22 protein-coding genes are annotated in these 23,165 nt (G+C 64.0%); 5 read left to right on the top strand and 17 right to left on the bottom strand.

From position 1 onward, the window contains the following. Position 1 precedes the first annotated feature (1 nt). Both GRF61_RS10110 and GRF61_RS10105 read right to left on the bottom strand, forming a co-directional pair. Complete coding sequence (locus tag GRF61_RS10110; protein ID WP_169150531.1) at positions 2 to 424, bottom strand: biopolymer transporter ExbD; 423 nt, start codon at positions 422 to 424, stop codon at positions 2 to 4. A 9-nt stretch (positions 425 to 433) separates the two neighbouring features. Continuing rightward, positions 434 to 1,042, bottom strand: coding sequence for a MotA/TolQ/ExbB proton channel family protein (locus GRF61_RS10105; protein WP_169150530.1), 609 nt, complete (start codon positions 1,040 to 1,042; stop codon positions 434 to 436). 315 nt (positions 1,043 to 1,357) lie between these two features. On the opposite strand from GRF61_RS10105, the gene xseA reads away from it, so the two are divergent. From xseA to tal, 4 genes are all read left to right on the top strand, one after another. Beyond that, a complete protein-coding gene (gene xseA / locus GRF61_RS10100; protein ID WP_211165871.1) occupies positions 1,358 to 2,779 on the top strand; it encodes an exodeoxyribonuclease VII large subunit in 1,422 nt (473 codons plus the stop codon). Between the two features lie 165 nt (positions 2,780 to 2,944). After that, on the top strand, positions 2,945 to 3,529 hold the full coding sequence (locus tag GRF61_RS10095; protein ID WP_169150529.1) for a Fe-Mn family superoxide dismutase: 585 nt from the start codon (positions 2,945 to 2,947) through the stop codon (positions 3,527 to 3,529). 95 nt (positions 3,530 to 3,624) lie between these two features. After that, positions 3,625 to 4,374: a pseudouridine synthase gene (locus tag GRF61_RS24755; protein ID WP_248281187.1), complete on the top strand. Its 750-nt coding sequence runs from the start codon at positions 3,625 to 3,627 to the stop codon at positions 4,372 to 4,374. A 42-nt stretch (positions 4,375 to 4,416) separates the two neighbouring features. Continuing rightward, positions 4,417 to 5,496 carry a transaldolase gene (gene tal / locus GRF61_RS24750; protein WP_248281186.1) on the top strand — a complete coding sequence of 360 codons (1,080 nt, stop codon included), beginning with the start codon at positions 4,417 to 4,419 and terminating at the stop codon, positions 5,494 to 5,496. Between the two features lie 25 nt (positions 5,497 to 5,521). Here tal and GRF61_RS10085 read toward each other — a convergent pair whose 3' ends face one another. The 15 genes from GRF61_RS10085 to GRF61_RS10015 form a co-directional block, all read right to left on the bottom strand. Continuing rightward, on the bottom strand, positions 5,522 to 5,830 hold the full coding sequence (locus tag GRF61_RS10085; RefSeq protein ID WP_162851652.1) for a DUF3135 domain-containing protein: 309 nt from the start codon (positions 5,828 to 5,830) through the stop codon (positions 5,522 to 5,524). A 149-nt stretch (positions 5,831 to 5,979) separates the two neighbouring features. Beyond that, positions 5,980 to 7,878 carry a chemotaxis protein CheA gene (locus GRF61_RS10080; protein ID WP_169150528.1) on the bottom strand — a complete coding sequence of 633 codons (1,899 nt, stop codon included), beginning with the start codon at positions 7,876 to 7,878 and terminating at the stop codon, positions 5,980 to 5,982. A gap of 66 nt (positions 7,879 to 7,944) precedes the next feature. Continuing rightward, entirely contained in the window at positions 7,945 to 8,835 is an 891-nt protein-coding gene (gene cheZ, locus GRF61_RS10075) for a protein phosphatase CheZ (protein WP_169150527.1), read from the bottom strand. Positions 8,836 to 8,868: 33 nt separating this feature from the next. Further along, positions 8,869 to 9,270, bottom strand: coding sequence for a chemotaxis response regulator CheY (gene cheY, locus GRF61_RS10070; RefSeq protein WP_133588429.1), 402 nt, complete (start codon positions 9,268 to 9,270; stop codon positions 8,869 to 8,871). A 32-nt stretch (positions 9,271 to 9,302) separates the two neighbouring features. Next, complete coding sequence (locus tag GRF61_RS10065) at positions 9,303 to 10,259, bottom strand: chemotaxis protein (RefSeq protein ID WP_169150526.1); 957 nt, start codon at positions 10,257 to 10,259, stop codon at positions 9,303 to 9,305. 32 nt (positions 10,260 to 10,291) lie between these two features. Further along, positions 10,292 to 11,257: a chemotaxis protein gene (locus tag GRF61_RS10060; RefSeq protein WP_169150525.1), complete on the bottom strand. Its 966-nt coding sequence runs from the start codon at positions 11,255 to 11,257 to the stop codon at positions 10,292 to 10,294. Between the two features lie 156 nt (positions 11,258 to 11,413). Next, on the bottom strand, positions 11,414 to 13,180 hold the full coding sequence (locus tag GRF61_RS10055; protein ID WP_248281184.1) for a methyl-accepting chemotaxis protein: 1,767 nt from the start codon (positions 13,178 to 13,180) through the stop codon (positions 11,414 to 11,416). A 49-nt stretch (positions 13,181 to 13,229) separates the two neighbouring features. Continuing rightward, positions 13,230 to 14,222 (bottom strand): chemotaxis protein CheB, encoded by a 993-nt coding sequence (locus GRF61_RS10050; RefSeq protein ID WP_169150524.1) that lies wholly within the window; start codon positions 14,220 to 14,222, stop codon positions 13,230 to 13,232. 5 nt (positions 14,223 to 14,227) lie between these two features. Further along, on the bottom strand, positions 14,228 to 15,202 hold the full coding sequence (locus tag GRF61_RS10045) for a CheR family methyltransferase (RefSeq protein ID WP_169150523.1): 975 nt from the start codon (positions 15,200 to 15,202) through the stop codon (positions 14,228 to 14,230). A gap of 193 nt (positions 15,203 to 15,395) precedes the next feature. Then, positions 15,396 to 16,436 (bottom strand): flagellar motor protein MotB, encoded by a 1,041-nt coding sequence (gene motB, locus GRF61_RS10040; RefSeq protein ID WP_169150522.1) that lies wholly within the window; start codon positions 16,434 to 16,436, stop codon positions 15,396 to 15,398. Between the two features lie 70 nt (positions 16,437 to 16,506). After that, the gene (gene motA, locus GRF61_RS10035) at positions 16,507 to 17,361 is read right to left on the bottom strand and encodes a flagellar motor stator protein MotA (protein ID WP_133588416.1); all 855 of its coding nucleotides are present in this window, start codon (positions 17,359 to 17,361) and stop codon (positions 16,507 to 16,509) included. A 167-nt stretch (positions 17,362 to 17,528) separates the two neighbouring features. Then, positions 17,529 to 18,086: a flagellar transcriptional regulator FlhC gene (gene flhC / locus GRF61_RS10030; protein ID WP_169150521.1), complete on the bottom strand. Its 558-nt coding sequence runs from the start codon at positions 18,084 to 18,086 to the stop codon at positions 17,529 to 17,531. A gap of 9 nt (positions 18,087 to 18,095) precedes the next feature. Continuing rightward, the gene (flhD, locus tag GRF61_RS10025; protein ID WP_169150520.1) at positions 18,096 to 18,413 is read right to left on the bottom strand and encodes a flagellar transcriptional regulator FlhD; all 318 of its coding nucleotides are present in this window, start codon (positions 18,411 to 18,413) and stop codon (positions 18,096 to 18,098) included. 122 nt (positions 18,414 to 18,535) lie between these two features. Then, the gene (locus GRF61_RS10020) at positions 18,536 to 20,278 is read right to left on the bottom strand and encodes a GGDEF domain-containing response regulator (protein WP_169150519.1); all 1,743 of its coding nucleotides are present in this window, start codon (positions 20,276 to 20,278) and stop codon (positions 18,536 to 18,538) included. A 36-nt stretch (positions 20,279 to 20,314) separates the two neighbouring features. Continuing rightward, positions 20,315 to 22,297: a diguanylate cyclase gene (locus tag GRF61_RS10015; RefSeq protein ID WP_169150518.1), complete on the bottom strand. Its 1,983-nt coding sequence runs from the start codon at positions 22,295 to 22,297 to the stop codon at positions 20,315 to 20,317. A gap of 310 nt (positions 22,298 to 22,607) precedes the next feature. Between GRF61_RS10015 and GRF61_RS10010 the strand changes: the two genes are divergently transcribed. Next, a complete protein-coding gene (locus GRF61_RS10010; protein WP_169150517.1) occupies positions 22,608 to 23,153 on the top strand; it encodes an NUDIX hydrolase in 546 nt (181 codons plus the stop codon). Positions 23,154 to 23,165 lie beyond the last annotated feature (12 nt).

Genomic DNA, 23,165 nt, shown 5'->3' with positions numbered 1-23,165 from the left:
ATTACTGGGGAGGACTTTGGGTTGCGAAAGTGATGTGCGCCAGCCCGACGCGCTGGGCGGCCTGCATGATGTCTATCACGCTCTGATGGGCCGCCTTGGCATCGGCACTGATGACCACGATGGGCTCCTTGCCGGGCGGCACCGCTTTGCCCAGCGCGCCGGCAATGGCATCGATGTCGCGGCCGACCACAGGCTGCCGGTTGACCAGCACATCACCACTGGCGGTCACTGCCACCGCGATTTCGTTGGCCACGGTGTCGCTGCCCTCCGAGGCTGCGGACGGCAGATTGATCTCCAGCCCGGACACCTTGGAGAAAGTCGTCGTCAGCATCAGGAAGATGATGATCACCAGCACCACATCGATCAGCGGGATCAGATTGATCTCCGGCTCTTCCTGCCGGCGGCCCAGGCGGCGGAACTTCATCGCCCTGCCTCAGGCCTCGCGGTCGCCATGGGCCACCTCGACCAGCTTGACTGCCTGTTGCTCCATGTCCACCACGAAATCGTCGATCAGGCGGCGGAAGTGGCGCCAGAAGATCATCGATGGAATGGCTATCACCAGGCCGAAACCGGTGGTATAGAGCGCGACGGAGATGCCTTGGGCGAGTTGCGCCGGATTGGCGCCGCTGGTGCCTTGGGAGGCAAAGATCTCGATCATGCCGACGATGGTGCCGAACAGGCCAAGCAAAGGGCTGATGGAAGCGATGGTTCCCAGCGTGGTAAGGAAACGTTCCAGTTCGTGCACCACCGCCTGGCCGCTCTCCTCTATCGCTTCCTTCATGACTTCGCGGGAGCTGTTGATGTTGCGCAGCCCGGCGGCCAGCACCCGGCCGAAAGGGGAATGCGCCGAGACGCGCTCCACCATTTCCGGCGACACCCCGCGCTGGCGGAAGTCCGCCAGGACGTTGTCCAGCAAGCCCGCGGGCACGACACGAGCCCGGCGTAGCGAGATGGACCGCTCTATGATCAATGCAACGGCTACGACAGACGCAAGCAGCAGCGGCCAGATAGGCCAGCCGACGGCCTGGATGATCGCGAACACGCGGAAAAACCTCGCTGAGGGAAAGGCGGAACTCTAGCGCCCTTGGCGCCGTGCCGGCAAGCGAGCCCATCATGGCGAAGACGAAGCGGACTCCCACATCAATCCACAAAAGCTGTGGATAACTTTGTGGGTTATTTCCGGAATCTTCCCCAATTCCCCGTCACACCAAGCACCTGCTTGCTCTGCCGAAAAAATAAGCAACGAATTAATTCATATATTTCATAGACTTAAAAATCATCCCTGTACCATCAAGGACTTGCAGATTACGGCTTGACAGGCGGCCTCCCCTGTGGATTCCGCTACAATCCGCCGCCTATGTCGAACGATCTCCTCCTGACGGACAGCTCCGGTTTTGCCCCACGACCACAGGTGCTTAGCGTCGCTGCGCTGAACCGCTTGGCGCGCGAGACCCTGGAAGCCTCGATTCCACTCCTGTGGGTAGCGGGCGAGATTTCCAACCTCACCCGCGCCTCTTCCGGCCACCTCTATTTCACGCTGAAAGATGAACAGGCACAGGTGCGTTGCACCATGTGGCGCAACCGTGCGCAACTGCTCGCTTTCAGGCCGGAAAACGGCATGCGTGTAGAGGCTCGTGCGCTGGTCACGCTGTACGAGGTGCGCGGCGACTACCAGCTGAGCATCGAAGCGCTGCGTCCAGCCGGGATCGGCAATCTGTACGAAGCGTTCAACCGGCTGAAGGACAAGCTCGCGGCGGAAGGCCTGTTCGACCCGGCCACCCGCCGGCCGCTGCCCCGTTATCCGCGCGGCGTGGGCATCGTGACCTCTCCTGCCGCCGCCGCGCTGCAGGACGTGCTGTCCACCCTCCGCCGGCGCGCACCGCATCTCGACGTGGTCCTTTATCCCAGCGCCGTCCAGGGCGCTGACGCCGCCGCCCGCCTAAGCGCAGCCGTGGCCCAGGCCGGTGCCCGCGCAGCGGCAGACGGAGTGGACGCCCTGCTGCTGGTTCGTGGGGGCGGCAGCATCGAGGATCTCTGGAGCTTCAACGATGAAGCCCTCGCCCGCGCCATCCGGGCCTGCCCGGTACCCGTGGTCAGCGGTGTCGGCCACGAAACCGATTTCACAATTGCGGATTTCGCCGCCGATCTGCGCGCACCCACCCCCACCGGCGCAGCCGAACTGACCACCTCCGGTTACGTGGCCGCCCGGCAGACAATTGCCGCCTTGGCCGCGCGCCTGCAACGTGCAGCCGGACGCCGTGTGGAGACCCTGTCACAGCGGCTGGACCGCAGCGCCCTTCGCCTGGCTCATCCGCGGGATCGCCTGCGTCGCGCGGCAGCCGAACTTGGCAATCTCTCCCAACGCCTGCAGACGGCCCTGCAACGCGCACTGGAAAGGAAGCGCGACCAACAAACCCGCCTGCAACTGAGACTGGCATCCCGCCAGCCAGAGATCGCGCTGGCGCGGGAACGCTGCGAGCGCCTCGCTCAGCGCCTGCTACGCAGCAGCGAAGTCCACCAACGCCGGCGCCGTGAGCAACTGGCCAGCTTGTCGGCACATCTCCTGCACCTCGCTCCGGAAGCGGTGCTGGCCCGCGGGTACAGCATCGCGCGGGATGGGAACGGGAACATTCTCCGCTCGGTCGGAAAGCTGAGGCCCGGCGATTCGATCGAGGTGGAACTGGCGCACGGCAAGGTCGATGCGCAGGTGCTCGCCGCCAGGCCGGACATCAACGCTCCGCCCGCTCCGGAAACCCCGGGAACCCCGGAGACCCCCTGAAGAGGGAACTCCATAGCAACGCAGTGCATATGCTTTTGCTGCCGCGCGGGTTTCAGAAACCCGCGCTTGCGCTTAACATCGGCGCCTGTCGGGATTGTCACGCTGGCTCAATCCTGACTAGAATCGTCGGACTTTCCACCCCCGAATCAAAAACAGGAGAGATCAATGGAACACACATTGCCCCCGCTGCCTTACGCCAAGGACGCCCTGGCACCGCACATTTCTGCCGAGACGCTGGAGTTCCACTACGGCAAGCACCATCAGGCCTACGTCACCAACCTGAACAACCTGATCAAGGGCACCGAATACGAGAACCTGGATCTCGAAGCCATCATCAAGAAGGCTCCGGCCGGCGGCGTGTTCAACAACGCGGCCCAGATCTGGAACCACACCTTCTTCTGGAGCAGCCTGAAGCCGAACGGCGGCGGTGAGCCCACCGGCGCCCTGGCCGATGCCATCAAGGCCAAGTGGGGCTCCTTCGAGGACTTCAAGAAGGCTTTCTCCGCCTCCGCCGCCGGCAACTTCGGCTCTGGCTGGACCTGGCTGGTGAAGAAAGCTGACGGCTCCGTCGATATCGTGAATACCACCGGCGCCGGCTGTCCCCTCACCACCGCCGACAAGCCGCTGCTGACACTGGACGTGTGGGAACACGCCTACTACATCGACTACCGCAACCGTCGCCCGGACTTCATCGCCACCTTCCTGGCGAGCCTGGCGAACTGGGAGTTCGCGGCGAAAAACTTCGCCTGATCCGCATCCGGCGGCGATTTGCCGCCCGTTGCCGAGAAGCGACCGGAACACCGGTCGCTTTTTTATTTTCCGCACTCATCCCCAAGCTCAGCGCCATGCTGGAAATCCTCTACCAAGACGACGGGTTGGTCGCCATACACAAGCCCTCCGGCCTGCTGGTGCATCGCAGCGCCCTGGACGCCCATGAGGAGCGCTTTGCCGTTCAATTGCTTAGAGACCAGCTGGGCCGCAGGGTGCATCCGGTGCATCGGCTGGACAAAGGCACATCCGGGGTACTGTTGTTCGCATTGGACAAGGACAGCGCCCGCGCCCTTAGCCGTTGCTTCGAGTTCGGCGAGGTGGAGAAGCGCTATACCGCCATCGTGCGGGGCCATCCCGCAGAACAAGGCCGCATAGACCATGCACTCAGCCGCCGGCACGACCCTGCGGAGCGCCTGCCAGCCGGCGCCAGCGACGCTCCGCAGCAGGCGGTGACCCACTATCGCAGGCTGGCGACCGCCGAACTGCCCTATCGGGTGGACCGCTATCCCAGTAGCCGCTACGCCTTGCTGGAGTTGGCTCCGCTGACCGGCCGGCGTCACCAGATCCGACGCCATCTCAAACACATCGCCCACCCGATCATCGGCGACTCCACCTTCGGCAAGGGCCAGCACAACCGCTTGTTTCAGCAGCTCTTCGGCAGTCAGCGCCTGTTACTGGCGTGCTTCAGCATGGCCTTTACACATCCTCACACTGGCGTTCGCGTCTCCATCCAGGCAGCACCAGCGGCCGATTTCACCTCTGTTGCCCATGCACTGGGTTGGGACAAAGCGGTCGCCTCGCTTTCGGCAGGCCCGGATTCGTAGCAGAATCGGCTTTTCCGTCCCAACAGCCTGTTCGACAACGTCATGAATCCCCTGCTTCAAGTCCGTCAGCACGGCCAGCAGATCTGGCTGGATAACCTCTCCCGCACCCTGCTCAACGAGGGTCAGCTCGCCCGACTGCTAAGCGACGACGGGGTGGCCGGCATCACCACCAATCCGGCGATTTTCCAGAAGGCGATTGCCGGAGGCCGCTACTACGAAGAAGACCTCACCGCCCTGAAGCAGGAAGCGCTGAGCGCGGAACAACGCTACGAGCGCCTGGTGATTCCCGACGTGCGGCGCGCCTGCGACATGTTGCTGCCTTTGTTCCGCGACAGTAGCGGTGCGGCGGGCTACGTCAGCCTGGAAGTTTCGCCTGAACTGGCAGCGGACACCGCCGGCACAGTGGCCGCTGGTCTGCGCCTGGCGAAGGAAGTGGCGCGACCCAACCTGCTGATCAAGGTGCCTGCTACCCCGGCCGGCCTGGAAGCCATCGAGGCGCTGATCGGACATGGCATCAGTGTGAATGTCACCCTGATGTTCTCGCTGGCCCATGTGGATGCGGTCGCCCTCGCCTACGTTCGCGGACTGGAACGGCTGCGCGCCAGCGGGGGAGATCCCGGCAGCGTCATGTCCGTCGCCAGCCTTTTCCTGTCCCGCGTGGATACGCTGGTGGATCACCAGCTGGAAACCATAGGCACGCCTGCGGCTTTGGCGCTGCGGGGCACCAGCGCGGTTTCCACCGCCAAGCTGGCCTATGCACGCTACCGCGAGCGTTTCCACGGTGCGGAGTTCGCCGTCCTCCGGGCCGCTGGAGCACGCCCCCAGTACATGCTGTGGGCCAGCACCGGCACCAAGAATCCGGCCTACAGTGACCTGCTCTACGTCGAGCCACTGATCGGTCCGGAAACTGTCAACACCCTTCCGGATGGCACGCTGAACGCGCTGAGGGATCACGGCAAGGTGGCCTCCACGCTGACCGACGGAATTGATGAGGCGCGCGCCCACCATGCTGCGCTAGCCGGTTGCGGCATAGATCTGAGTGCCGCCGGGGAACAATTGCAAAAAGAAGGGCTTGCTCAATTCGACGAGGCGTTCGCCAAGCTGCTTGCGGCAACTGCCTGACAGCCGCTCCAACTGCCCGCCAGCCTCAGCGGCATTCGTCAAGCTGGGCCATGACCTCGCGCAGGCGGGCGGTCGCAAAATCCAGTTCCAAACTTTTCCGGCTCAGCGTCTCCACCCTGTCCTTCATGAGGCAGGTGATTCCCCGAACGGCCCGCATCGGGGAGCCCGACGACATCCGCACGCAGTCGATGAAGCGCTGCATCTCGCGCAAGCGCTTCGCCTGAGGAACTGGGTGCTCGGAGATGAAGCGATCTATCGTGCGCCGGCGCGCCTGGAAGAAGGCCGCTGGGTCGTTCTTCGCCAGCTCGCTCCATTGATCGAAATCGAACTCCACGATGTCTCCTCCCTGCGGGCCGGCCGCGGACCGGCCTGCTCTGCTTTCATCGTAGGCAAGGGGTGGAGCAGGAACAAGCGCCAGCAGTACCGGACCGGTAAGGAAAAAAGGCGCCCTCAGGCGCCTTTTTTCCTTACGCATAAGCCAATTCAGGCGAATGCCGCCACTGACTGCCGCATCAGCGCAGCCCGTGCAACACCGCGCTGCTCGCCGGCTCCACCCAGCAGTTCCTTCATATCGAGGATGAGCACGATCTGACCATTGGAGAGCGTCGTCACTCCCGCCACTCCCTTGGGACGGAAGTCGTCCAGTGACTTGATGACTGCATCTTCCCGGCCGGCGAAACTGTCTATGGCGAGGATGAAGGACAACTCCGCCGTTTGCATCAGAACGCCGTACTCCGGCGTGCGCTCCTGACTCCAGCCCAGCAGGCTGGACAACGGCAGAATAGGCAGGACTTCACCGCGCACCACCATGGTTGCCCGCCCACCAACCTCCTGGACCTCCTTGGGATCGACCGGCAGGATCTCGCGAACCATGGACAGCGGCACCGCGAAAGGCTGTTCGCCCAGGCGGACCAGCAGCACCGGCAAGATGGCCAGCGTCAGCGGCAGGCTGATGACGAAGGTGGTGCCCTTGCCCTGCTGCGAGCGGATGTCGATGGAACCGTTGAGCTTCTGGATATTGGTGCGCACCACATCCATGCCCACGCCACGCCCGGACACGTCGGAAACCTTGGCCGCCATCGAGAAGCCGGGAAGGAACACCAGGTTGTAGCTCTGGCGTTCGTCCATGGTGTTGGCTTCTTCGTCGGTGATCAGCCCCTTCTCCACCGCCTTGGCCCGCAGCCGCTCGGCGTTCATTCCGCGACCGTCGTCCGCCACCATGATCACGATGTGGTCGCCTTCCTGGCGCGCCTCGAGCCGGACGATGGACTTGGTCGGCTTGCCGTTGGCTACCCGCTCGGAGGACTCTTCCACGCCGTGGTCCACCGCGTTGCGGATGAGGTGGATGATGGGGTCGGACAAGTCCTCGATCATGGTCTTGTCGATCTCGGTTTCCTCGCCCGCGAGGACCAGCTCCACGTCCTTGCCCAGGTTGCGGGCCAAGTCGCGGGCTATCCGCGGATACTTCTGGAACAGGCGGCCGATAGGCTGCATCCGCGTCTTCATGACGGCATTCTGCAGATCGGAAACCAGCAGATCGAGCTGGCTTACTGCCAGATCCAGCGCGTGCAGCGTCTCGGTATCGTTGCGGCCGCTGAGGATGTCGCTGCGCAGGGCGTTGAGACGGTTCTTGGTCAGGCCGATTTCACCGGACAGGTTCAGCACCTGGTCCAGGCGTGCGGTATCCACCCGGATGGAGTTATCGCGCTGGCGCTCGCCTTCGCGGCGACCAGCCGGGGGCGCGGCAGCGGTCGGCTTGTCGGTGGCACGCCGGCCCAGCGCCGATTGCACCACGTCCTCCAGCGGTTTTTCCACGACCGCCTGCATCGGCTCCGGCGCCCTCACTTCAGCAACTGGCACAGGCAGGCCAGTCACCGCGTTGTAGAGCAGGTTCCAGTCCGGCTCGTTGGCCGTGCCGCCACTGGCACGGGGAGCCGCAGGCGGCGGGGTGACGGCGGGCTTGGCCGGCGCCGGAACGGGAGCTGCAGCCTCACCGGAGATCGTCGCCTTCAGACCTTCGATGAGGGCGGCGTCGGCGGCAGGCGGCTGCGAGCCGCGCTCCAGGTAGCCGAACATGTCGCGTACCGCCGCGGTGGCGGCAAGGATCACGTCCATGCCCTCGGGCGTAACGGAGAGTTCTCCGTTGCGCAGCTTGTCGAACAGGTTCTCGGTCAGGTGGCAGAGGGTGACGAGTTCCGTCGCGTTCAGAAAGCCCGCACCGCCCTTGATGGTGTGGAAACCACGGAAGATGTCGTTGAGCAGGCCTCTATCGTCCGGCGACCGCTCCAGGTCGACAAGCTTGTTGTCGACCCCGGACAGCAGGTCTCCGGCTTCGATCAGGAAGTCCTGCAGCAAGTCTTCCATCCCGGCAAAGTCACTCATGGCTCTCAGGCTCCAATTCTCGTTCGGGGGCGGCCGGCCGATCCCGGGTGATTCCGCATGGCAGGCTCAGAAGCCCAAGCTCTCGAGCAGGTCATCGACCTGTTCCTGGCTGGTCACCACGTCGTCGCGGCCTTCGCTGTTGATCACAGGCCCGTTCATCAGGCCGGTGTGCGCATCGGTGCGCTTTTCGTTCGGGGTGATCTCCAGCAGCACCTGGAGCAACTGGCTCTCCAGGGTCTGGGCCATGTCGACCACTTTCTTGATGACTTGACCGGTCAGGTCCTGGAAATCCTGCGCCATCATGATTTCCATCAACTGCGCATTGGTCTGGCGGCTGCCATCGGCGACGCCGCCGATGAAGTCACGGGTTTCGGCAGCCAGCGACTTGAACTCGTCTACCGACAACTCGTTCGCGTAGAGGCGATCCCACTTGACCTGCAGGCTCTCGGCATTCGCGCCGAGGCGCTCCTGGATCGGCTGGGCGATGTCGGTGGCGTTGAGCACCCGGCTCGCCGCCTGCTCGGTCATCTGCGCGATGTAGCTCAGGCGCTGGCGGGCGTCGGGAATCGCCTCCGCCACCTCCTGCAGGGCATGATCGAAACCGAGTTGGCGCAGCGTGTCATGGACTTGCCGGGTCATCTGTCCAATCCGGGTGAAAACGCCCTCGATCTTGTCCGCACCGTCTTCCGTCTCCATCGCTGCGAAGGCGGCTGCGCTGGCAACGGCGGGGGCTGCCGCCGGCTTTGGGGCTGGGGCGGCGGGAGGAGTGAACTCCGCGGCCACGGAGTCGAACAGGGCTTGCAGATCATCGCTGTCGGCAGCATCTCCACCCGCCGGTGCGGCAGCCGGGGCTGGCGCCGGCGCAGGTTTCACCGCTGGCGTGGAGGCAATGCTGTCGAACAAGGCTTGGAGATCGTCCGAATCACCGGACTCATCGAATTTTGCTTTCTTCACCATCGTCGGGCTCCCTCGTGGATACGGCCAGCCCGATCAGGCCACGGCACTCTTGCCGAGCTTCTCGAAGATCTTCTCAAGCTTCTCGGCCAGCGTCGCCGCGGTGAAAGGCTTGACGATGTAACCGCTTGCACCCGCCTGGGCGGCCGCAATGATGTTCTCCTTCTTTGCCTCGGCGGTGATCATCAACACCGGCAGGTGCTTCAGGTGCGGGGTCTGGCGTATCGTCTGCAACAGTGTCAGCCCGTCCATGTTCGGCATGTTCCAATCGGTGACGACGAACTCGAACTGCGAGCTGTTGAGCTTCTGCAACGCAACCGCGCCGTCTTCAGCCTCCTCCACATTGGTGTAACCCAGTTCCTTCAGGAGGTTGCGGACAATACGCCGCATGGTTGAAAAGTCGTCGACGACGAGAAATCGCATTTTGGGGTCGGCCATCTTGATTCTCCGGTTTCCTCAGGCTGCCGCGGTCAGACCTGCCGTGCCTTCAGGAGCAGGGGGCGCAGGGTATCCGCAAGCACATCGGCGTCGAATTTTGCCACGTACGAATCCACTCCGACCCGTTTTCCCATGGCACGGTTGGCCTCGGAAGAGAGGGATGAGTGCATCACCACCGGAATCCCCTCGAAGCGCACATCGTTCTTGATGTTGCGGGTGAGCACGTAGCCATCCATCTCCGGCATCTCCGCATCCACCAGGATGAGATCGATCTCTTCGCCGACATGCCGCCCCATCTGCTGGGCGTGGCTGGCCATGCCTTCCAGCCGCGTCCAGGCTTCCAGGCCATTCTGTGCGTGCTTGTGGCGTACCCCCAGCTTGTCCAGCACTTCGGCGATCTTGCGCCGCGCGACTGCGGAGTCGTCGACGAAGAATACGTTCACCTCGTGACCATTCCCCAGCGGGGCGATGTTGCCGACCACCGCCTCGCCGAAGGTGTTGGCGAGGATGGTTTCGACGTCGAGGATGGACACCAGCTTGCCGTCGGCGAGCTCGGTGATGGCGGTGATAAAGCTGTGGACGTTGGAGGAGACGTTGTCCGGCGTGCGTACCTTGTCCCACTCCACCCGGATGATGCGGTCCACCTCGTCCACCAGGAAACCCAGCGTGCGCTTGCTGTACTCGGTGACCATCATCGAGCCGCCCAGCGGGTCGCTGGCCTCTCCCAAGCCGAGGATCTTGGCCAGCGAGAGCACCGGGATGACATTCCCGCGCAGCGAGATCAACCCTTCCACACCGGCCGGCATGTTGGGCGCCTTGGTAATGAAGGGCGTCTTCGATACCTCGCGCACCTTGAACACGTTGATGCCGAAAATTTCGCTGGTTCCCAGGGAGAACAGCAGGATCTCCATGCGGTTGGAACCGGCGAGCATGGTGCGGCCATCGACCGTATCCAGCAGGGCGGGATCCTTGCGATCCAGGTTGAGCATGAGCGTTACCTCGTTATTGTCAGGCGCCGTTTTCAGGCGTCTTCGGCACCGCCGCGGTTGAGCAGGCGGCGCAGGGTCACTGCCAGGCGTTGGGGTTCAAACTTCGGTACGTATTCGTCCACACCGACGGAGCGACCGAGTTGCTGGTTGGACATGCCGGAGAGGGAGGAATGCATGATCACCGGCACACCCTCGAAGCGCGGATCGGACTTGATCTGCTTGGTGAGGATGTAGCCATCCATCTCCGGCATCTCGACGTCGGTCAGGACCATGCTGACCAAGTCCTTGACCTTGCGGCCGGTGGTCTCGGCATGGGCGGCAACCTTCTTCAGCTCCTCCCAGGCCTGCCGGCCATTCACCGCACCGACGTACTTCACGCCTAGCGCATCCAGCGTCTGTGTGATCTGACGGCGGGCCACCGAGGAGTCGTCGGCAAAGAACACCGTGTGTTCGTTGCCACGGTCCATCGGCTCGATGTCCTTGAACATGAAGGCGTCGTCGTAGCGGGTGGTTTCGGACAGTACCTTCTCCACGTCCAGCATCATCACGAGCTTGTTGCCGGGGAGCTCGGTCACCGCGGTGACCAGGCCGCCCATGTTGGCGGTGAGCATGTCGGGCGGCACCCGCATCTGCGCCCAGTCCAGCCGCAGAATGGTATCCACCGCCTCCACCAGGAAACCCTGGGTGTGGCCGTTGTACTCGGTGACGATCATGATCTCTCGCGGCGAGTCGGCGCCGATGCCGACATACTTCGCGAGATCCACCACCGGCACCAGCACGCCACGCAAGCTCACCATGCCCTCCACCGAGGAAGGCATCTCGGGAGCGGCCGTGATGGTCGGCGTGCGCATCACCTCTCGGACCTTGAAGACGTTGATGCCGAAAGTCTCCCTCCGGCCGGTTCGGTTGTCCGTCCCGAGGGTGAACAGCAGAATTTCCAGTTTATTGGTACCCGCAAGGCGGGTACGGGCATCGATGTTCTTCAGCAGATCGGACATTTCACTCTCCGCATTGGGCGGCTTTTATCTCGCGACCCGCAAATTGCGAGCAGCTTGGGCAGTTTATCGACCGGCGCGGCGCGGACTTGAGAAATCCTTCGCGTCCCAGCTTCGGAGTCGCATTCTCGCACCTTAAATTGGGCATGGTCAGCCATCTCATGCACGGTAGCCGATGCGAAAACCGCCCCAGTGACGACCATTCACGTAAACAGGGGCGGAAATGTCGTGCATGATTTCGCCGGTATCCCGCCGGTAGGTCTGGATCAGGAACTGCAACTGGTGGGCACCGCACTGCTTGCCCACCGGATCGTCGAAGATGCGCTTCGAGCGGTTACCGACGAAGTCCTTGTCGTAATCGCCGGTCAATGGCTGCGAAAAACGCGCATTGTGCGTGGGTACATAGCCCTTCTGGTCGCAGCCGATGGCATAGACCACCTGCGGGCTCTCCTGTAACAAGGCTTCCTGCAGACGCGGGAAGAGACGATCCGTGAGGGCGTCGAAGCCGGTGTTGTATTTCTGCGGCCGGGTCGAAGGTATCGCCCGGTATTCCGGCTCGAACAAGGCCTGTTCGGTGACCTGCCCGGCGGCAAGCGCTTCCTCCAGGATTTTCCCCATCTCTTTTGCAGCCCGCACAGCCATGTCCGGCATGCGGCGATGAACCTGCATGGCCTGTTCGCCGGCCGCACCCAGTTTGAACACCTTGCTGATCTCATGGAGGTTCACCGCCAGGCTTTCCAACTCCCTGGCCTCGTCCAGCGTGCGCTCCGCCCCGCTCGAGTTGCGGTCGGCCATCTCGACGATATCGCGCACATGCTCGGCCACGCTGCTGGCTTCACGCCCCTGCTGGGCGATGGCAGTGGCGATCTCGTCTATCCGCTCCATGGTCTGCTGCGCACCGGCGTTGATGCGCTCCAGCGCTTCGGCCGCCTGGTGCGCCAGTTGGGCACCCGCTTCCGCCTGCTGGCTGCCGGAGCGGATGGAGGCGATGGCACTGCGGGTCTCCTCCTGTATGGCCCCTATCATGGCGGTGATCTCGCCGGTTGCTGCCGAGGTGCGCTCTGCCAGTTTGCGGACCTCGTCGGCAACGACCGCGAAGCCTCGCCCCTGTTCGCCGGCGCGGGCCGCCTCGATCGCGGCGTTGAGCGCAAGCAGATTGGTCTGATCGGCAATTTCGCGTATGACTTTGACGATGCCACTGATGGCCTCGGAGCGCTGGCCCAGCGCGTCGATCACATGGGCTGAGGCGTCCACCGACCGCGCAATGCTGGCGATCTCGGAGGATGCGTCGCCCACGATGCGCGCCCCTTCGCGCGACAACTCCCGTGCCTCCTGGGCGTTACCCGCCGTCTTGCCGGCGCTCTCGGCAACCGCGGTGACACCGGCGGTCATCTCCTGGATCGCCTGCCCCATGCTCTCCGAAGCCTGGCGCTGCGCGGAGGAACCCTCGGCGACGCTGCGCGCATGAGCCGACAGCGAGTCCGCGGCATCGGCCACCCGCTGGGCATCGAAGATCACCTTGCCAACGATGCCCTGGAAACTCTCGATAAGAAGATTGAAGCGGGTCGCGCAATCTCCGACCTCCCCGGCGGAGACTGGCGCCCGGCGGGAGAGGTCGCCATCGCGTTGCATGCTGCTCAAGGTGTCGGCGAATGCCGCCAGCGGCCTTCCCCAACGCCCCTTCGCCATCAGCCAGACCCCTGCGCTGGTCACCGCGCCAACCAGTATCTGGGCAATGACTGCCGTGACGTTCAGCGTGGCCGCCGTCGCCAGCACAGCCACACCCCCGAGGCAGGACAGAAGGCCCGCCAGAACAGCCATCCAGAGAAAACCCATAGCACCAGCCCCCTCACCACGGTCATCGCCGCGTTCTCGTTCAGCCACCCTCCCCGGTGGGATGCGGCTCCTCCCCTCCACCAGCGTCATATCGGCGCCGGCATCTTCTTCTTGAGCCGCCCTCGCCCATTCATCCTAGTCAATCTGTATGAAGAGGCGAGGCCAGGCGTTGCATCACATGGGTCGCAATCGCGTTCAATGGCAGCACCTCACGGGCTGCACCCAGCGCAACAGCCTCCCGCGGCATACCGTAGACCACGCAAGACCGCTGATCCTGCGCAATCGTCCACGCTCCGGCATGTTTCATCCGCAACAGCCCTTCTGCGCCATCCTTGCCCATGCCAGTAAGCAGGACGCCGATGGCAGCCGCTCCAACCTCGGCCGCGGCGGAACGGAACAGCACGTCCACCGAAGGACGGTGACGGTTCACCGGCTCGGATCTCGCCAACTCGCACACGTAGCCGCCGCCGTGGCGGGAAATGGAGAGGTGGGAATGGCCCGGCGCGAGATAGACGGTTCCGCCGTGCAGCCGCTCACCCTGCTCAGCTTCCTTCACATGCAAGGCACAGAGGTCGTCCAGGCGCTTGGCGAAGGACGGTGTGAACATCTCCGGCATGTGCTGCACCATCAGCACTGGCGGCATCTGTGCAGGCAGCCCCAGCAAGACCTCCTTGATCGCCTCGGTACCACCGGTGGAAGCGCCAATGAAGACGATGCGGCCCGGATAGGCCCCCGGGCGACCGGGTGGCGGGGGCCTGCCGGCCGGCAGGGCTGTAGCGGCTCCGGCACTGCGCGACGCAGCTTTGAGACGCTCCGCCAGCAAGCGGCCGTACTCCGCCAACTCAGCCTGCGAACGCGCAGCGGGACGCGCTACAGGAGATGGGCCCGACTCTCCCAGGGCGAGCACCGCAATGCCCCGCCCCGCCGCTGCCCGGGCCTGGGCTTTGCCGGGTGATCCCTCTCCCACCAGCAGTACATCCACCTGCCGGCGCTGTGCCTCGGCCGCCGTTATCGGCTCGGCTGCGCTACCGACCAGCCGCAGGCCCGGCTGCTTGCCGATCAGATCGGCGAGCTGCGCCCGGGCGATGGCTGAGCCCTCGCAGATGAAGACCCGAGTCGGCCTGCCTTCCATGGCGCTCAGCGCAGGGGCGTATCTGCGCGCTGATAGACGGTGCGCCCGCGCGAGCGGAACAGGTCCGCGGCGTGCATGAAGCTCTCCGAATGGCCGGCGAACAACTGGCCGTCGGGGCGCAGCAGGGGCTGGAAGCGCTTGAGGATGCCGTACTGGGTGGGCTTGTCGAAATAGATCATCACGTTGCGGCAGAAAATGGCATCCAGCGGCCCCTGCACCGACCAGTTGGCCTCCAACAGGTTGATGCGGCGGAAAGTGATCAACCGGCGCAACTCCGGTCTCACCTTGACCACGCCCCCCTGATCGCCTGTACCGCGCAGGAAGAATTTCCGCAGCCGTTCCGGCGAGAGACGCTCAACCCGCTCCTGCCGGTAGGAGCCGGCCTCACCATGGGCCAGCACGGCAGTATCGATATCGGTCGCCAGGATCTGCACCGGCGGGTTCAGGCTATCGAAAGCCTCGCAGGCGGTGATGGCAAGGGAATAGGGCTCTTCGCCAGTGGAGGCCGCACAGCACCAGATCTTGATGGTCCGCTTCTCGGCCACCTTCTTGAGCTGCTCGGCCAGGATGTCGAAGTGATGCGCCTCGCGGAAGAAGGAGGTGAGATTGGTCGTCAGCGAGTTGACGAAGGTCTCCCACTCGCTGCGGTCGCGCTCCAGTCGGGTGAGGTACTGGGCGAAGGTGCGGTCACCACAGGCGCGCAGGCGGCGCGCCAGCCGGCTGTAGACCATGTCCTGCTTGGCCGGCGACAGGGCGATGCCGGCATGCTCGTGGATGAGCTTGCGCACCTTCTCGAAATCGGACGCGGTGAATTCGAACTCCCGGTCCCGACCCGCACCCAGTGCCGGTGGGAAGCCGGGCAGCGCGGGGCTCAATGGCTTGCGCACCGCGCTGCCGGAGGGACTGGCCGTGCTGCTGCCAGCCCCGGTGCCGGGAAGCGGTCGCGGCGGCTGGCGTGAGGAACCACCGGATGTGGTCATGCTGGGCACTCCCTGATAGGTTTTTCTTGCCGCATACCGTCGGTCCCGTGCCTGCGCAAATCCTGCCGTACCGGAGCACCCCGCCCGGGCGAGACACGGCGGATCGCAACACGAGCCCCGCACCACGCGGCCACTTCAAGATAGCCCCGAACCGCCCCTGATGCCGCAGGCAACAAGGCCTCTGGCAAGGTACTCAGCGCATGCCGCCCAGCGGCGGGTCCAGACGCGAAGTCTTCGCCCCGTTCATCGCCGGTGCCGCAGGCGGCACCTGCTGTTCGATGTTCTGACGCAGGGCGCCGCCATCGACCGGCGCCCCGCTATTGACCTCCACCTGGCCGCCTTCCGTGCGCAAGGACTCCTCGGTGCGCTTGTTCAACACGACGATACTGATGCGGCGGTTCATCGGATCCAGCAGATTGTCCTTGTTCAAGGGAATGGTGTCTGCCAGACCAACCACCCGGACCACCTTGCCCATTTCCAGGCCGCCCAGGATCAACTCCCGGCGCGCGGCATTGGCGCGGTTGGAGGAGAGCTCCCAGTTGGAAAAGCCGCGGTCGCCGCCCGCATATTGAGCAGAGTCGGTATGCCCAGACAGCGAGATGCGGTGATTGACGTCATTGAGCGCGCGGCCGATGTCACGCAGCAGATCGCGTGTATAGGGCCGGAGATCGGCGCTTGCGGTATTGAACATCGGCCGGTTCTGCTCATCCACCAGTTGTATTCGCAGGCCTTCGGTGGTGATGTCCATCAGTATCTGGTTCTTGAACTGACGCAGAAGCGGATCTGCTTCGATGATGGCCTCGATACGGCCCTTGAGGTCCAGCAGGCGCACCCGCTCGCGGCGGGTCTCGGTTTCCTCGGCCGGCGTCTCGGCGCTAGGTGTCTCGCGCCCGCGCGCCGCGTCGAGATTGATGGTCCGGCGGCCTTCGAAGTCGCCGCGTTTCACCTGGCCCAGGGAGCGGGTAAGGTCTTCGCCCCCACCCTTGATGATGCTGGAGCTGTCGCCTGAACCCTCGCCCCCCTCCATGGCCAGCTTGAGCGGGTTCTGGAAGTAGTCGGCAATGCCGACCAGGTCGCCCTTTGCGGTGGAGCCGAGCAGCCACATCAGCAGGAAGAAGGCCATCATCGCCGTCACGAAGTCGGCGTAAGCGATCTTCCAGGCGCCACCGTGGTGGCCACCGCCGCCCTTCTTGATGCGTTTGACGACAATAGGCTGCTGGGTATCGTCGCTCATGCATCACCCCGCACGGGTGCGCTGCTGGAACGCAAAGGGCTCAAAAAACGAATCGCCATTGCCTGAGGCCTCAACCCTTGCGGTTCTTGAGTTCCTGCTCCAGTTCGGTGAAACCCGGCCGCTCGGTGGAATACAACACCTTGCGCCCGAACTCGATCGCCACCTGCGGCGCGTAGCCATTCATGCTGGCCAGCAACACCACCTTCATGCACTGGTAGATCTTGCCGCCCTCTTCCACCTTCTGCTCGAGCTGGCTGGCGATAGGGGCGACGAAGCCATAGGAAAGCAGGATGCCTAGGAAGGTACCGACGAGTGCGCCACCGATCATTTTCCCCAGCACCGCGGGCGGCTCGCCCACCGAGCCCATCACGTTCACCACCCCCATGACCGCCACGACGATACCGAAGGCGGGCAACCCGTCAGCCATCTTGGACACGGTATGAGGCGCCAGGTGCGCCTCCTGGTGGTGAGTCTCGATCTCCATGTCCATCAGGTTCTCGATCTCGAAGGCGTTGAGGTTGCCCCCCACCATCATGCGCAGGTAATCGGTGAGGAACTCGACCACGTGGTGATCGGACGTGACGCTGGGGTACTTGGAGAAAATCGGGCTGGAATCCGGGTTCTCGATGTCGTTTTCAATCGACATCAGGCCTTCCTTGCGAACCTTGGCCAGCAGTTCGTAGAGCATGGACAACAGGTCTACATATAGAGCCTTGTTATAGGGCGAACCTTTGACCGCGCCCCCCAGCGAACCCAGCGTCGCCTTGATCGTCTTTCCGCTGTTGCCGGAGACGAAGCCGCCGATCATCAAACCGATGATGGCAAGGTACTCCATCGGCACCCACAACGCCCCCAGGCTGCCGTGCACAGCATAGGTGCCGACCGACGCGGCAAGGATGATGACGTAGCCAATGATGAGAAACACCGCGAACTCCAGGAAAACGCCGCGAAAGAGTGGGCACTGCGTCGCATTGTATCGGTCTGGATGACAGAAACTTGAAGCAATCCGACAAAAGAAAACGGGCTGCCCGCTACGTTCGGACAGCCCGTGTGGAGAATCTCACGCCGGCCCCTGTCGCCAGCATCGGCGCTTCAGACCGAAGCAGCCTTTACCCTGGTCTTGCGGGTCGGCACCGCACGCTTGCTCTTGCCGGCACGCGACGGCATGTTGCACAAGCCGCAGACGAAGTTGGCAGTGGGGTCGTAGGCGTGCGCCACGTAATGACCGCCACAGCAAGTGCACGGCGCCATCTGCAGCAGGTCGGCATCGAAGAAGCGCACCAGCGTCCACGCGCGGGTCAGGCTCAGCGCCGGTTCCATCTGTTCCGCCTCGATATGGTCGAGGTAGAGATGGTAGGACTTGATGATCGCGTCCAGGCCCTTCAGGCCGGTCCCTTCCGTGAAATAACGGTGGAAACCCATGAACAGCGACGAGTGCACATTCGGCTGCCAGGTCATGAACCAGTCGGTGGAAAACGGCAGCATGCCCTTGGGGGGCGAAACACCGCGCACCTCCTTGTAGATCTTCAGCAGTTTCTCGCGGCTGAGGCGGGTTTCCACCTCCAGCATCTGCATGCGCGCGCCGAGTTGGACCATTTCCACCGCGCGGCGGATGTCTTCGGCCTCGTCGATGATGCGCTTGTTCTTCATTGCTCTCTCCTAGGCCGTCTCGCCCAGCGTCTTGCCCGCGGCGATGATGGCCGCATGCAGGCTGGAGGTGGCCGGATCCCGCCCCTCGCCCGCCATCAGACGAAGCAACTGGGCATCGTCGAAGCGGAAGCTGGGCATCAACATCTGGCTGTTAGCCATCCGCACCAGCTTGGCAGCGGACAGGCTTTCGATCAGGTCGGCGACCTCCTTGGTCACACCCAACCGGAACATCGCAGTCTCCCTGTCGCTACGCAGCATCTGTTGCGCCAGCATCAGGTAGGCAAGATTCAATTCGCGTATTTCGGCCTGAAAATCGGGGCGCTCCATCGTTTCCTGCTCCCTTTCAGGTAGAAGTGTTCCGAACTTAAAGTAAATTGTGAGCAATCGCAAGCACGGAGCAAGGAAAAGCCCGCCTGCCCGTGTGGTCGAAAAACAACAGATCGACCTGCTTAGTCCGCGACACCCTGGAGCAGGAAGGGGAATACCTCTGGCGGCACCGGCCTGCCATAGCGGAAACCCTGGAAGCTATCGCAACGCTCATCCCGCAGCATCACCTCCTGCTCGCGCGTCTCGACGCCCTCCGCGACAGTGGCGAGATGCAGGCTGCGGGCCAGCACGATGATGGCGCGCACGATGGCCGCATCTTCCTCGTCATGGCTCACGTCGCGAATGAAGGACTTGTCGATTTTGATGACGTCTATGGGCAGGCGCTTGAGGTAGGAAAGCGAGGAATAACCGGTACCGAAGTCGTCCACCGCCACCTGCACCCCCATGTTCTTCAAGGCGCGCAGCATGCCGGCCGCGGACTCGACATCGCTCATCAGCGAGCTCTCGGTAATCTCCAGCGTCAGGCAGGCCGGCGGAAACCCGCTGGCGTTCAGGGCCTCGCTGACCGTTTCGAGCAGGCGCGGCTGGCCGAACTGGACCGCCGACACGTTCACCGATACCCGGAAAGCGGCATGGCCGGCGGCATGCCATGCCTTGCCCTGCCGGCACGCCTCGAACAGCACCTGACTGCCGATTTCGGTGATCAGGCCGGTTTCGTCGGCGAGCGGAATGAAGCGGTCGGGCGTCAGCAGGCCTTGCTGCGGATGCTGCCAGCGCACCAGCGCCTCGGCGCCCACCACCGCACCATCAGAGGCGCGCACCAGCGGTTGGTAGAAGAGGCGCAGTTCGTTTCTCACCAGCGCATGGCGCAGGTCCGCCTCCAACGCAAGGCGTTCCACCGAGGCGGTATTCATCGCCCGGTCGAAGAAACGCAGCCCCTTGCCGCCCTTGCGCTTGGTCTGCGCTACCGCGGTCTCCGCGTTCATCAGCAGGGTGTAAACCGAATCCCCATCACGCGGCACCATCGCGATGCCGATACTGGCTGTCAGGAACAACTCCACCTTGTCTTTCAGGAAGGGCTGTTCAAAGGCGCTCAGCACCCAGCGGGCGGTCACCTCTATCTGCGCCGGATCGCCGACACCCGGCAGGAAGACGCCGAACTTGTCGCCGCCTAGCCGCGCCAGCGTCACCTCTGGCGCCAACCCCTGCGCGAGGCGCTCTCCCACCTGACGCAGGATGGCACTGCCGACCTCGTAGCCGAAGCTGGCATTGATGCGCATGAAGCGGTCGACATCGACGACGAACACCGCCCCCACCGGCGCCCGCCCGCGCTGGCGGCAGTCGCCCAGCCAGTCGGTGACCTTGCTGCAGAACAGGTGATGGTTGGGCAACGCCGAAAGTCCGTCGAAATTCACCAGCTCGCGGATGCGGCTGTCGGCGGTGCGCACCGCGCGGCGGGCACTCACGCCACGCAGCTCGCGCTCTATCACCGGCACCAGGCGCTCGTAGTCGCCCTTGGCGATGAAGTCGTCCACGCCCTCGTACATTGCCGATACCGCCTGGCGGTCGGAGATCTGTCCGGAGTGGATGATGAAGGGCACGTCCTGGCCGCTGCGCTTGAGCACTTCGAGCGCGGCCAGGGAATCGAAGCCGGGCATGTCGTGGTCGGCGAGGATCACGTCCCAGCTGTCTGCAGCCAGCGCCGCGGCCATGTCGAGCTCGCAGTCCACTCGGCGGTAGTCGATCCTTACCCCGCGCCGCCCCAGTTCGGCGCGAACAAGGAAGGCATCGTCATCAGAATCGTCCACGATCAGGACCCGTACCGGCCCCTCCTGACGCAGCAGGCGCTCATCCATGCGGTCCATCAGTCTTCCTTGTTTCGTCATTGCATTGGCCAGCTGTCACACCGCCAAGCCGGCCGTGCCGGCAGAAGACTCATCGGAACCCGCGCCCTGCATCGACGCCACCAGATTCCGTCCCCGCTGTTTCGCCTTGTAGGCGCCCTGGTCTGCGCGTTTGATCAGGGCGTCCACATCCTCCATCGATGCATCGCGCACCGCGACGCCGACACTGATGGTCAGCTTCAGACGCGGACCACCGGTTTCCACCACCAGTGCCTCCACGGCCTCGCGCAGGCGCTCGCCGCATGTCATCGCGGCGTCCAATTCCGTGTCCGGGCAGATGACGATGAACTCGTCCCCGCCGGTACGGCAGATCACGTCCTGCCCGCGCAGCGCCACCCTCAGCGCATCCGCTGCCTGGCGCAGCACCATGTCGCCGACGTCGTGGCCGTGGCTGTCGTTGATCTGCTTGAAACCGTCGAGGTCTATCAACATGCAGGAGAGCGGCCTGCGGTTGCGGGTGGATGCGATCCACTCCTGCTGGATGCGCTCGATCGCATAGCGCCGGTTGGGGAACCCAGTAAGCGCGTCGGTCAGCGCGGCCTCCTGCAGACGGCGGTTGGTGATCGCCAGCTCAGCAGCGAAATGGCGGATTTCCTCCCGATCGCGCTCCAGCTCCTGTTGCAGGCGTACCACCCGCTGGCCGGCGCGCAGCCGCGCGCCCAGCACCCTCGGGCTTACCGGCTTGACGACGAAATCGTCCGCCCCGGCTTCGAAGGCCTCGACCAGCCGTTGGTCATCCTCCACCTGCGTGAGCAGGAGCACATAGATGCCCCGCCCCATCTTCGTGGCACGCAGCGCGCGCACCAGCTCGAGTCCATCCATTTCCGGCATGGCCCAATCCAGCACCATCATGTGCGGCTGGACTTCCAGCGCCAGCTCCATGCCCTCGCGCCCGTTGCCGGCCTCGACCACCAGATGGCCGGCTGCCTCCAGCAGTCCACGCAGTTCGCGGCGGACCGCCGGCTCGGCATCCACCACCATGACCCGCATGCCGCTTTCGACCGAAGGCGCCGCTACCGGCTGCACCGGGGAAAGCGGCTCAGCACGCGGCAGCGCGGCGGTCCCTTTCTGCACCAGGCTGCCGAAAGCCGGCGGCGCCACCGACTCCAGCTGCAGCAGCTTGCTCCACTCCAGCCATTCCCGGCCGATGCGCTCGCAGGCAGCCGCAAAATCGTCGCGGTCCAGGCCCAGCCGGGTCGCCAGCTTCAGCACCGGCGGCATCAAGGCCGCCTGCTCCACCTCGGAAGCCAGACAGATCTCCGTCAGCGCCCGCGAAAGCACCAGGGATTGCAGCAACCCCTCCTCCCGCCCGCCAGCGGAAAAGCCCGCCCGCTCTGCCTGCTCGAAGTAGAGCACCGGCTCGGTGAACACGACCGGCAGTCCCCAGTCCGCCAGCATGGCGGCGCTCAACTCATTGTGGGTGAGGGCGAAGGACTGCTGCTCCAGATCGCTGAGCCGCAATTCCGGGAAGCGCTGGGACTCCAGCAGCAGGCGGCCGTAATCGCTAGGGTAAAGCGTGGCCAGCGCCAGCTCGCCCACCCTGGCGAGCAAGCCCAGGCTGAAGGCCTCGTCCGCCGCAATCACCCGCAAGCGCTGGGCAATGACCTGCATGGACAAGGCCATCAGCAGGGACGATGACCAGAAGCGCCCGTAGTCGAAACCTACGCAGCCGCCTTTGCGATAGCTGGACAGCAGCGAGAAACCTAGCGCCATCGTCCTCACTGCCGGCAGCCCCAGCACCATCAGCGCTTCCTGCACCGAGACCACGGCGCGGCGATGGAAGGAGACCACGCCGTTGGCAGCCTTGATCAAGCGGCCAACGAAAGCCGGGTCGCTCTTGATCACCCGCGCCAGTTCCGCCATTGACACCTCTTCCGCCTGAGTAAGGCGGATGATCGCCAAAGCAACGCCCCGCGGCGAGGGCAGATCGCCGGTCGCCTTCAGTTGCTCGAACCGATTCATGTCGATCGGAGGCGGCATGGATTCCTTTATTGCGCGATTTTCTTGATGACTGTTGGGATTCTATCCAGGCTCTAACAGGGGCCACCGCAGTCGCCGCGGCACTTTACCTTGGCAATATGCGGCCCGTCGAGCCGTGTCAGCCGCAAGCTGCCCGAGAGTGCGGTTCGCGCCCCGGGCAGGGCACCGACAAAGCGCATACCGTAGGCCGAAAGGCACGGGACGGGGGAGACTGCCGCGCACCGCGCCGGCTTGCGCAGCCTGGCCTGCACAGACGCGGGCCCCGTGTTCCGGCTAAAATCCTCGCTTACTCCACGCAAGCAGCCCGACGATGAAGTTCTGTTCCACCTGCGGCGCCACCGTCGAATTCCGTATTCCCCCGGGCGACTCTCTTCCGCGCCACGTCTGCGGCAGTTGCGGCGACATTCACTACCAGAACCCGAAGATCGTCGTCGGCGCCCTGCCCGAATGGGAAGACCGCATCCTGCTCTGCCGCCGGGCGATAGAACCGCGGCTGGGCAAGTGGACCCTGCCGGCCGGCTTCATGGAGAACGCCGAAAGCACCGCCCAGGGCGCCGTACGGGAAACGCTGGAGGAAGCCTGTGCGCGCATCGAGGTTGGCGACATCTATACCTTGATCGACGTGCCGCACATCAACCAGGTACACATCATCTACCGTGCACGCCTGCTGGACCTGGATTTCCGCCCTGGCGAGGAATCCCTGGAAGTGGCGCTGTTCCAGGAAGCCGACATCCCCTGGAACGAGATCGCCTTCCGCACCATCGCGATGACGATGCGCCATTATTTCGACGACCGGCGCAGCGGGCGCTGGAGCTTCCATACCGGTATCGTGACGCCGGACATGCCCCTGCCCTGACCCTCGCAGCCC

This window comes from Azoarcus sp. TTM-91 (genome assembly GCF_012911025.1).
Taxonomy (GTDB): Bacteria; Pseudomonadota; Gammaproteobacteria; order Burkholderiales; family Rhodocyclaceae; genus Azoarcus.
The sequence above is the reverse complement of the archived record's forward strand: the minus strand, read 5'-3'. Positions and strand labels throughout refer to the sequence as shown.

Coding starts and splice junctions, on each gene's coding strand:
- cheY (WP_133588429.1), bottom strand. CDS start 9,270: ATGGCCGACCCCAAAATGCGATTTCTCGTCGTCGACGACTTTTCAACC.
- GRF61_RS10110 (WP_169150531.1), bottom strand. CDS start 424: ATGAAGTTCCGCCGCCTGGGCCGCCGGCAGGAAGAGCCGGAGATCAAT.
- GRF61_RS10055 (WP_248281184.1), bottom strand. CDS start 13,180: ATGACGCTGGTGGAGGGGAGGAGCCGCATCCCACCGGGGAGGGTGGCT.
- cheZ (WP_169150527.1), bottom strand. CDS start 8,835: ATGGTGAAGAAAGCAAAATTCGATGAGTCCGGTGATTCGGACGATCTC.
- GRF61_RS10045 (WP_169150523.1), bottom strand. CDS start 15,202: ATGACCACATCCGGTGGTTCCTCACGCCAGCCGCCGCGACCGCTTCCC.
- xseA (WP_211165871.1), top strand. CDS start 1,358: ATGTCGAACGATCTCCTCCTGACGGACAGCTCCGGTTTTGCCCCACGA.
- tal (WP_248281186.1), top strand. CDS start 4,417: ATGAATCCCCTGCTTCAAGTCCGTCAGCACGGCCAGCAGATCTGGCTG.
- GRF61_RS10010 (WP_169150517.1), top strand. CDS start 22,608: ATGAAGTTCTGTTCCACCTGCGGCGCCACCGTCGAATTCCGTATTCCC.
- GRF61_RS10095 (WP_169150529.1), top strand. CDS start 2,945: ATGGAACACACATTGCCCCCGCTGCCTTACGCCAAGGACGCCCTGGCA.
- GRF61_RS10060 (WP_169150525.1), bottom strand. CDS start 11,257: ATGTCCGATCTGCTGAAGAACATCGATGCCCGTACCCGCCTTGCGGGT.
- motB (WP_169150522.1), bottom strand. CDS start 16,436: ATGAGCGACGATACCCAGCAGCCTATTGTCGTCAAACGCATCAAGAAG.
- flhD (WP_169150520.1), bottom strand. CDS start 18,413: ATGGAGCGCCCCGATTTTCAGGCCGAAATACGCGAATTGAATCTTGCC.
- GRF61_RS10020 (WP_169150519.1), bottom strand. CDS start 20,278: ATGGACCGCATGGATGAGCGCCTGCTGCGTCAGGAGGGGCCGGTACGG.
- flhC (WP_169150521.1), bottom strand. CDS start 18,086: ATGAAGAACAAGCGCATCATCGACGAGGCCGAAGACATCCGCCGCGCG.
- GRF61_RS10080 (WP_169150528.1), bottom strand. CDS start 7,878: ATGAGTGACTTTGCCGGGATGGAAGACTTGCTGCAGGACTTCCTGATC.
- GRF61_RS10065 (WP_169150526.1), bottom strand. CDS start 10,259: ATGCTCAACCTGGATCGCAAGGATCCCGCCCTGCTGGATACGGTCGAT.
- GRF61_RS24755 (WP_248281187.1), top strand. CDS start 3,625: ATGCTGGAAATCCTCTACCAAGACGACGGGTTGGTCGCCATACACAAG.
- GRF61_RS10050 (WP_169150524.1), bottom strand. CDS start 14,222: ATGGAAGGCAGGCCGACTCGGGTCTTCATCTGCGAGGGCTCAGCCATC.
- GRF61_RS10015 (WP_169150518.1), bottom strand. CDS start 22,297: ATGCCGCCTCCGATCGACATGAATCGGTTCGAGCAACTGAAGGCGACC.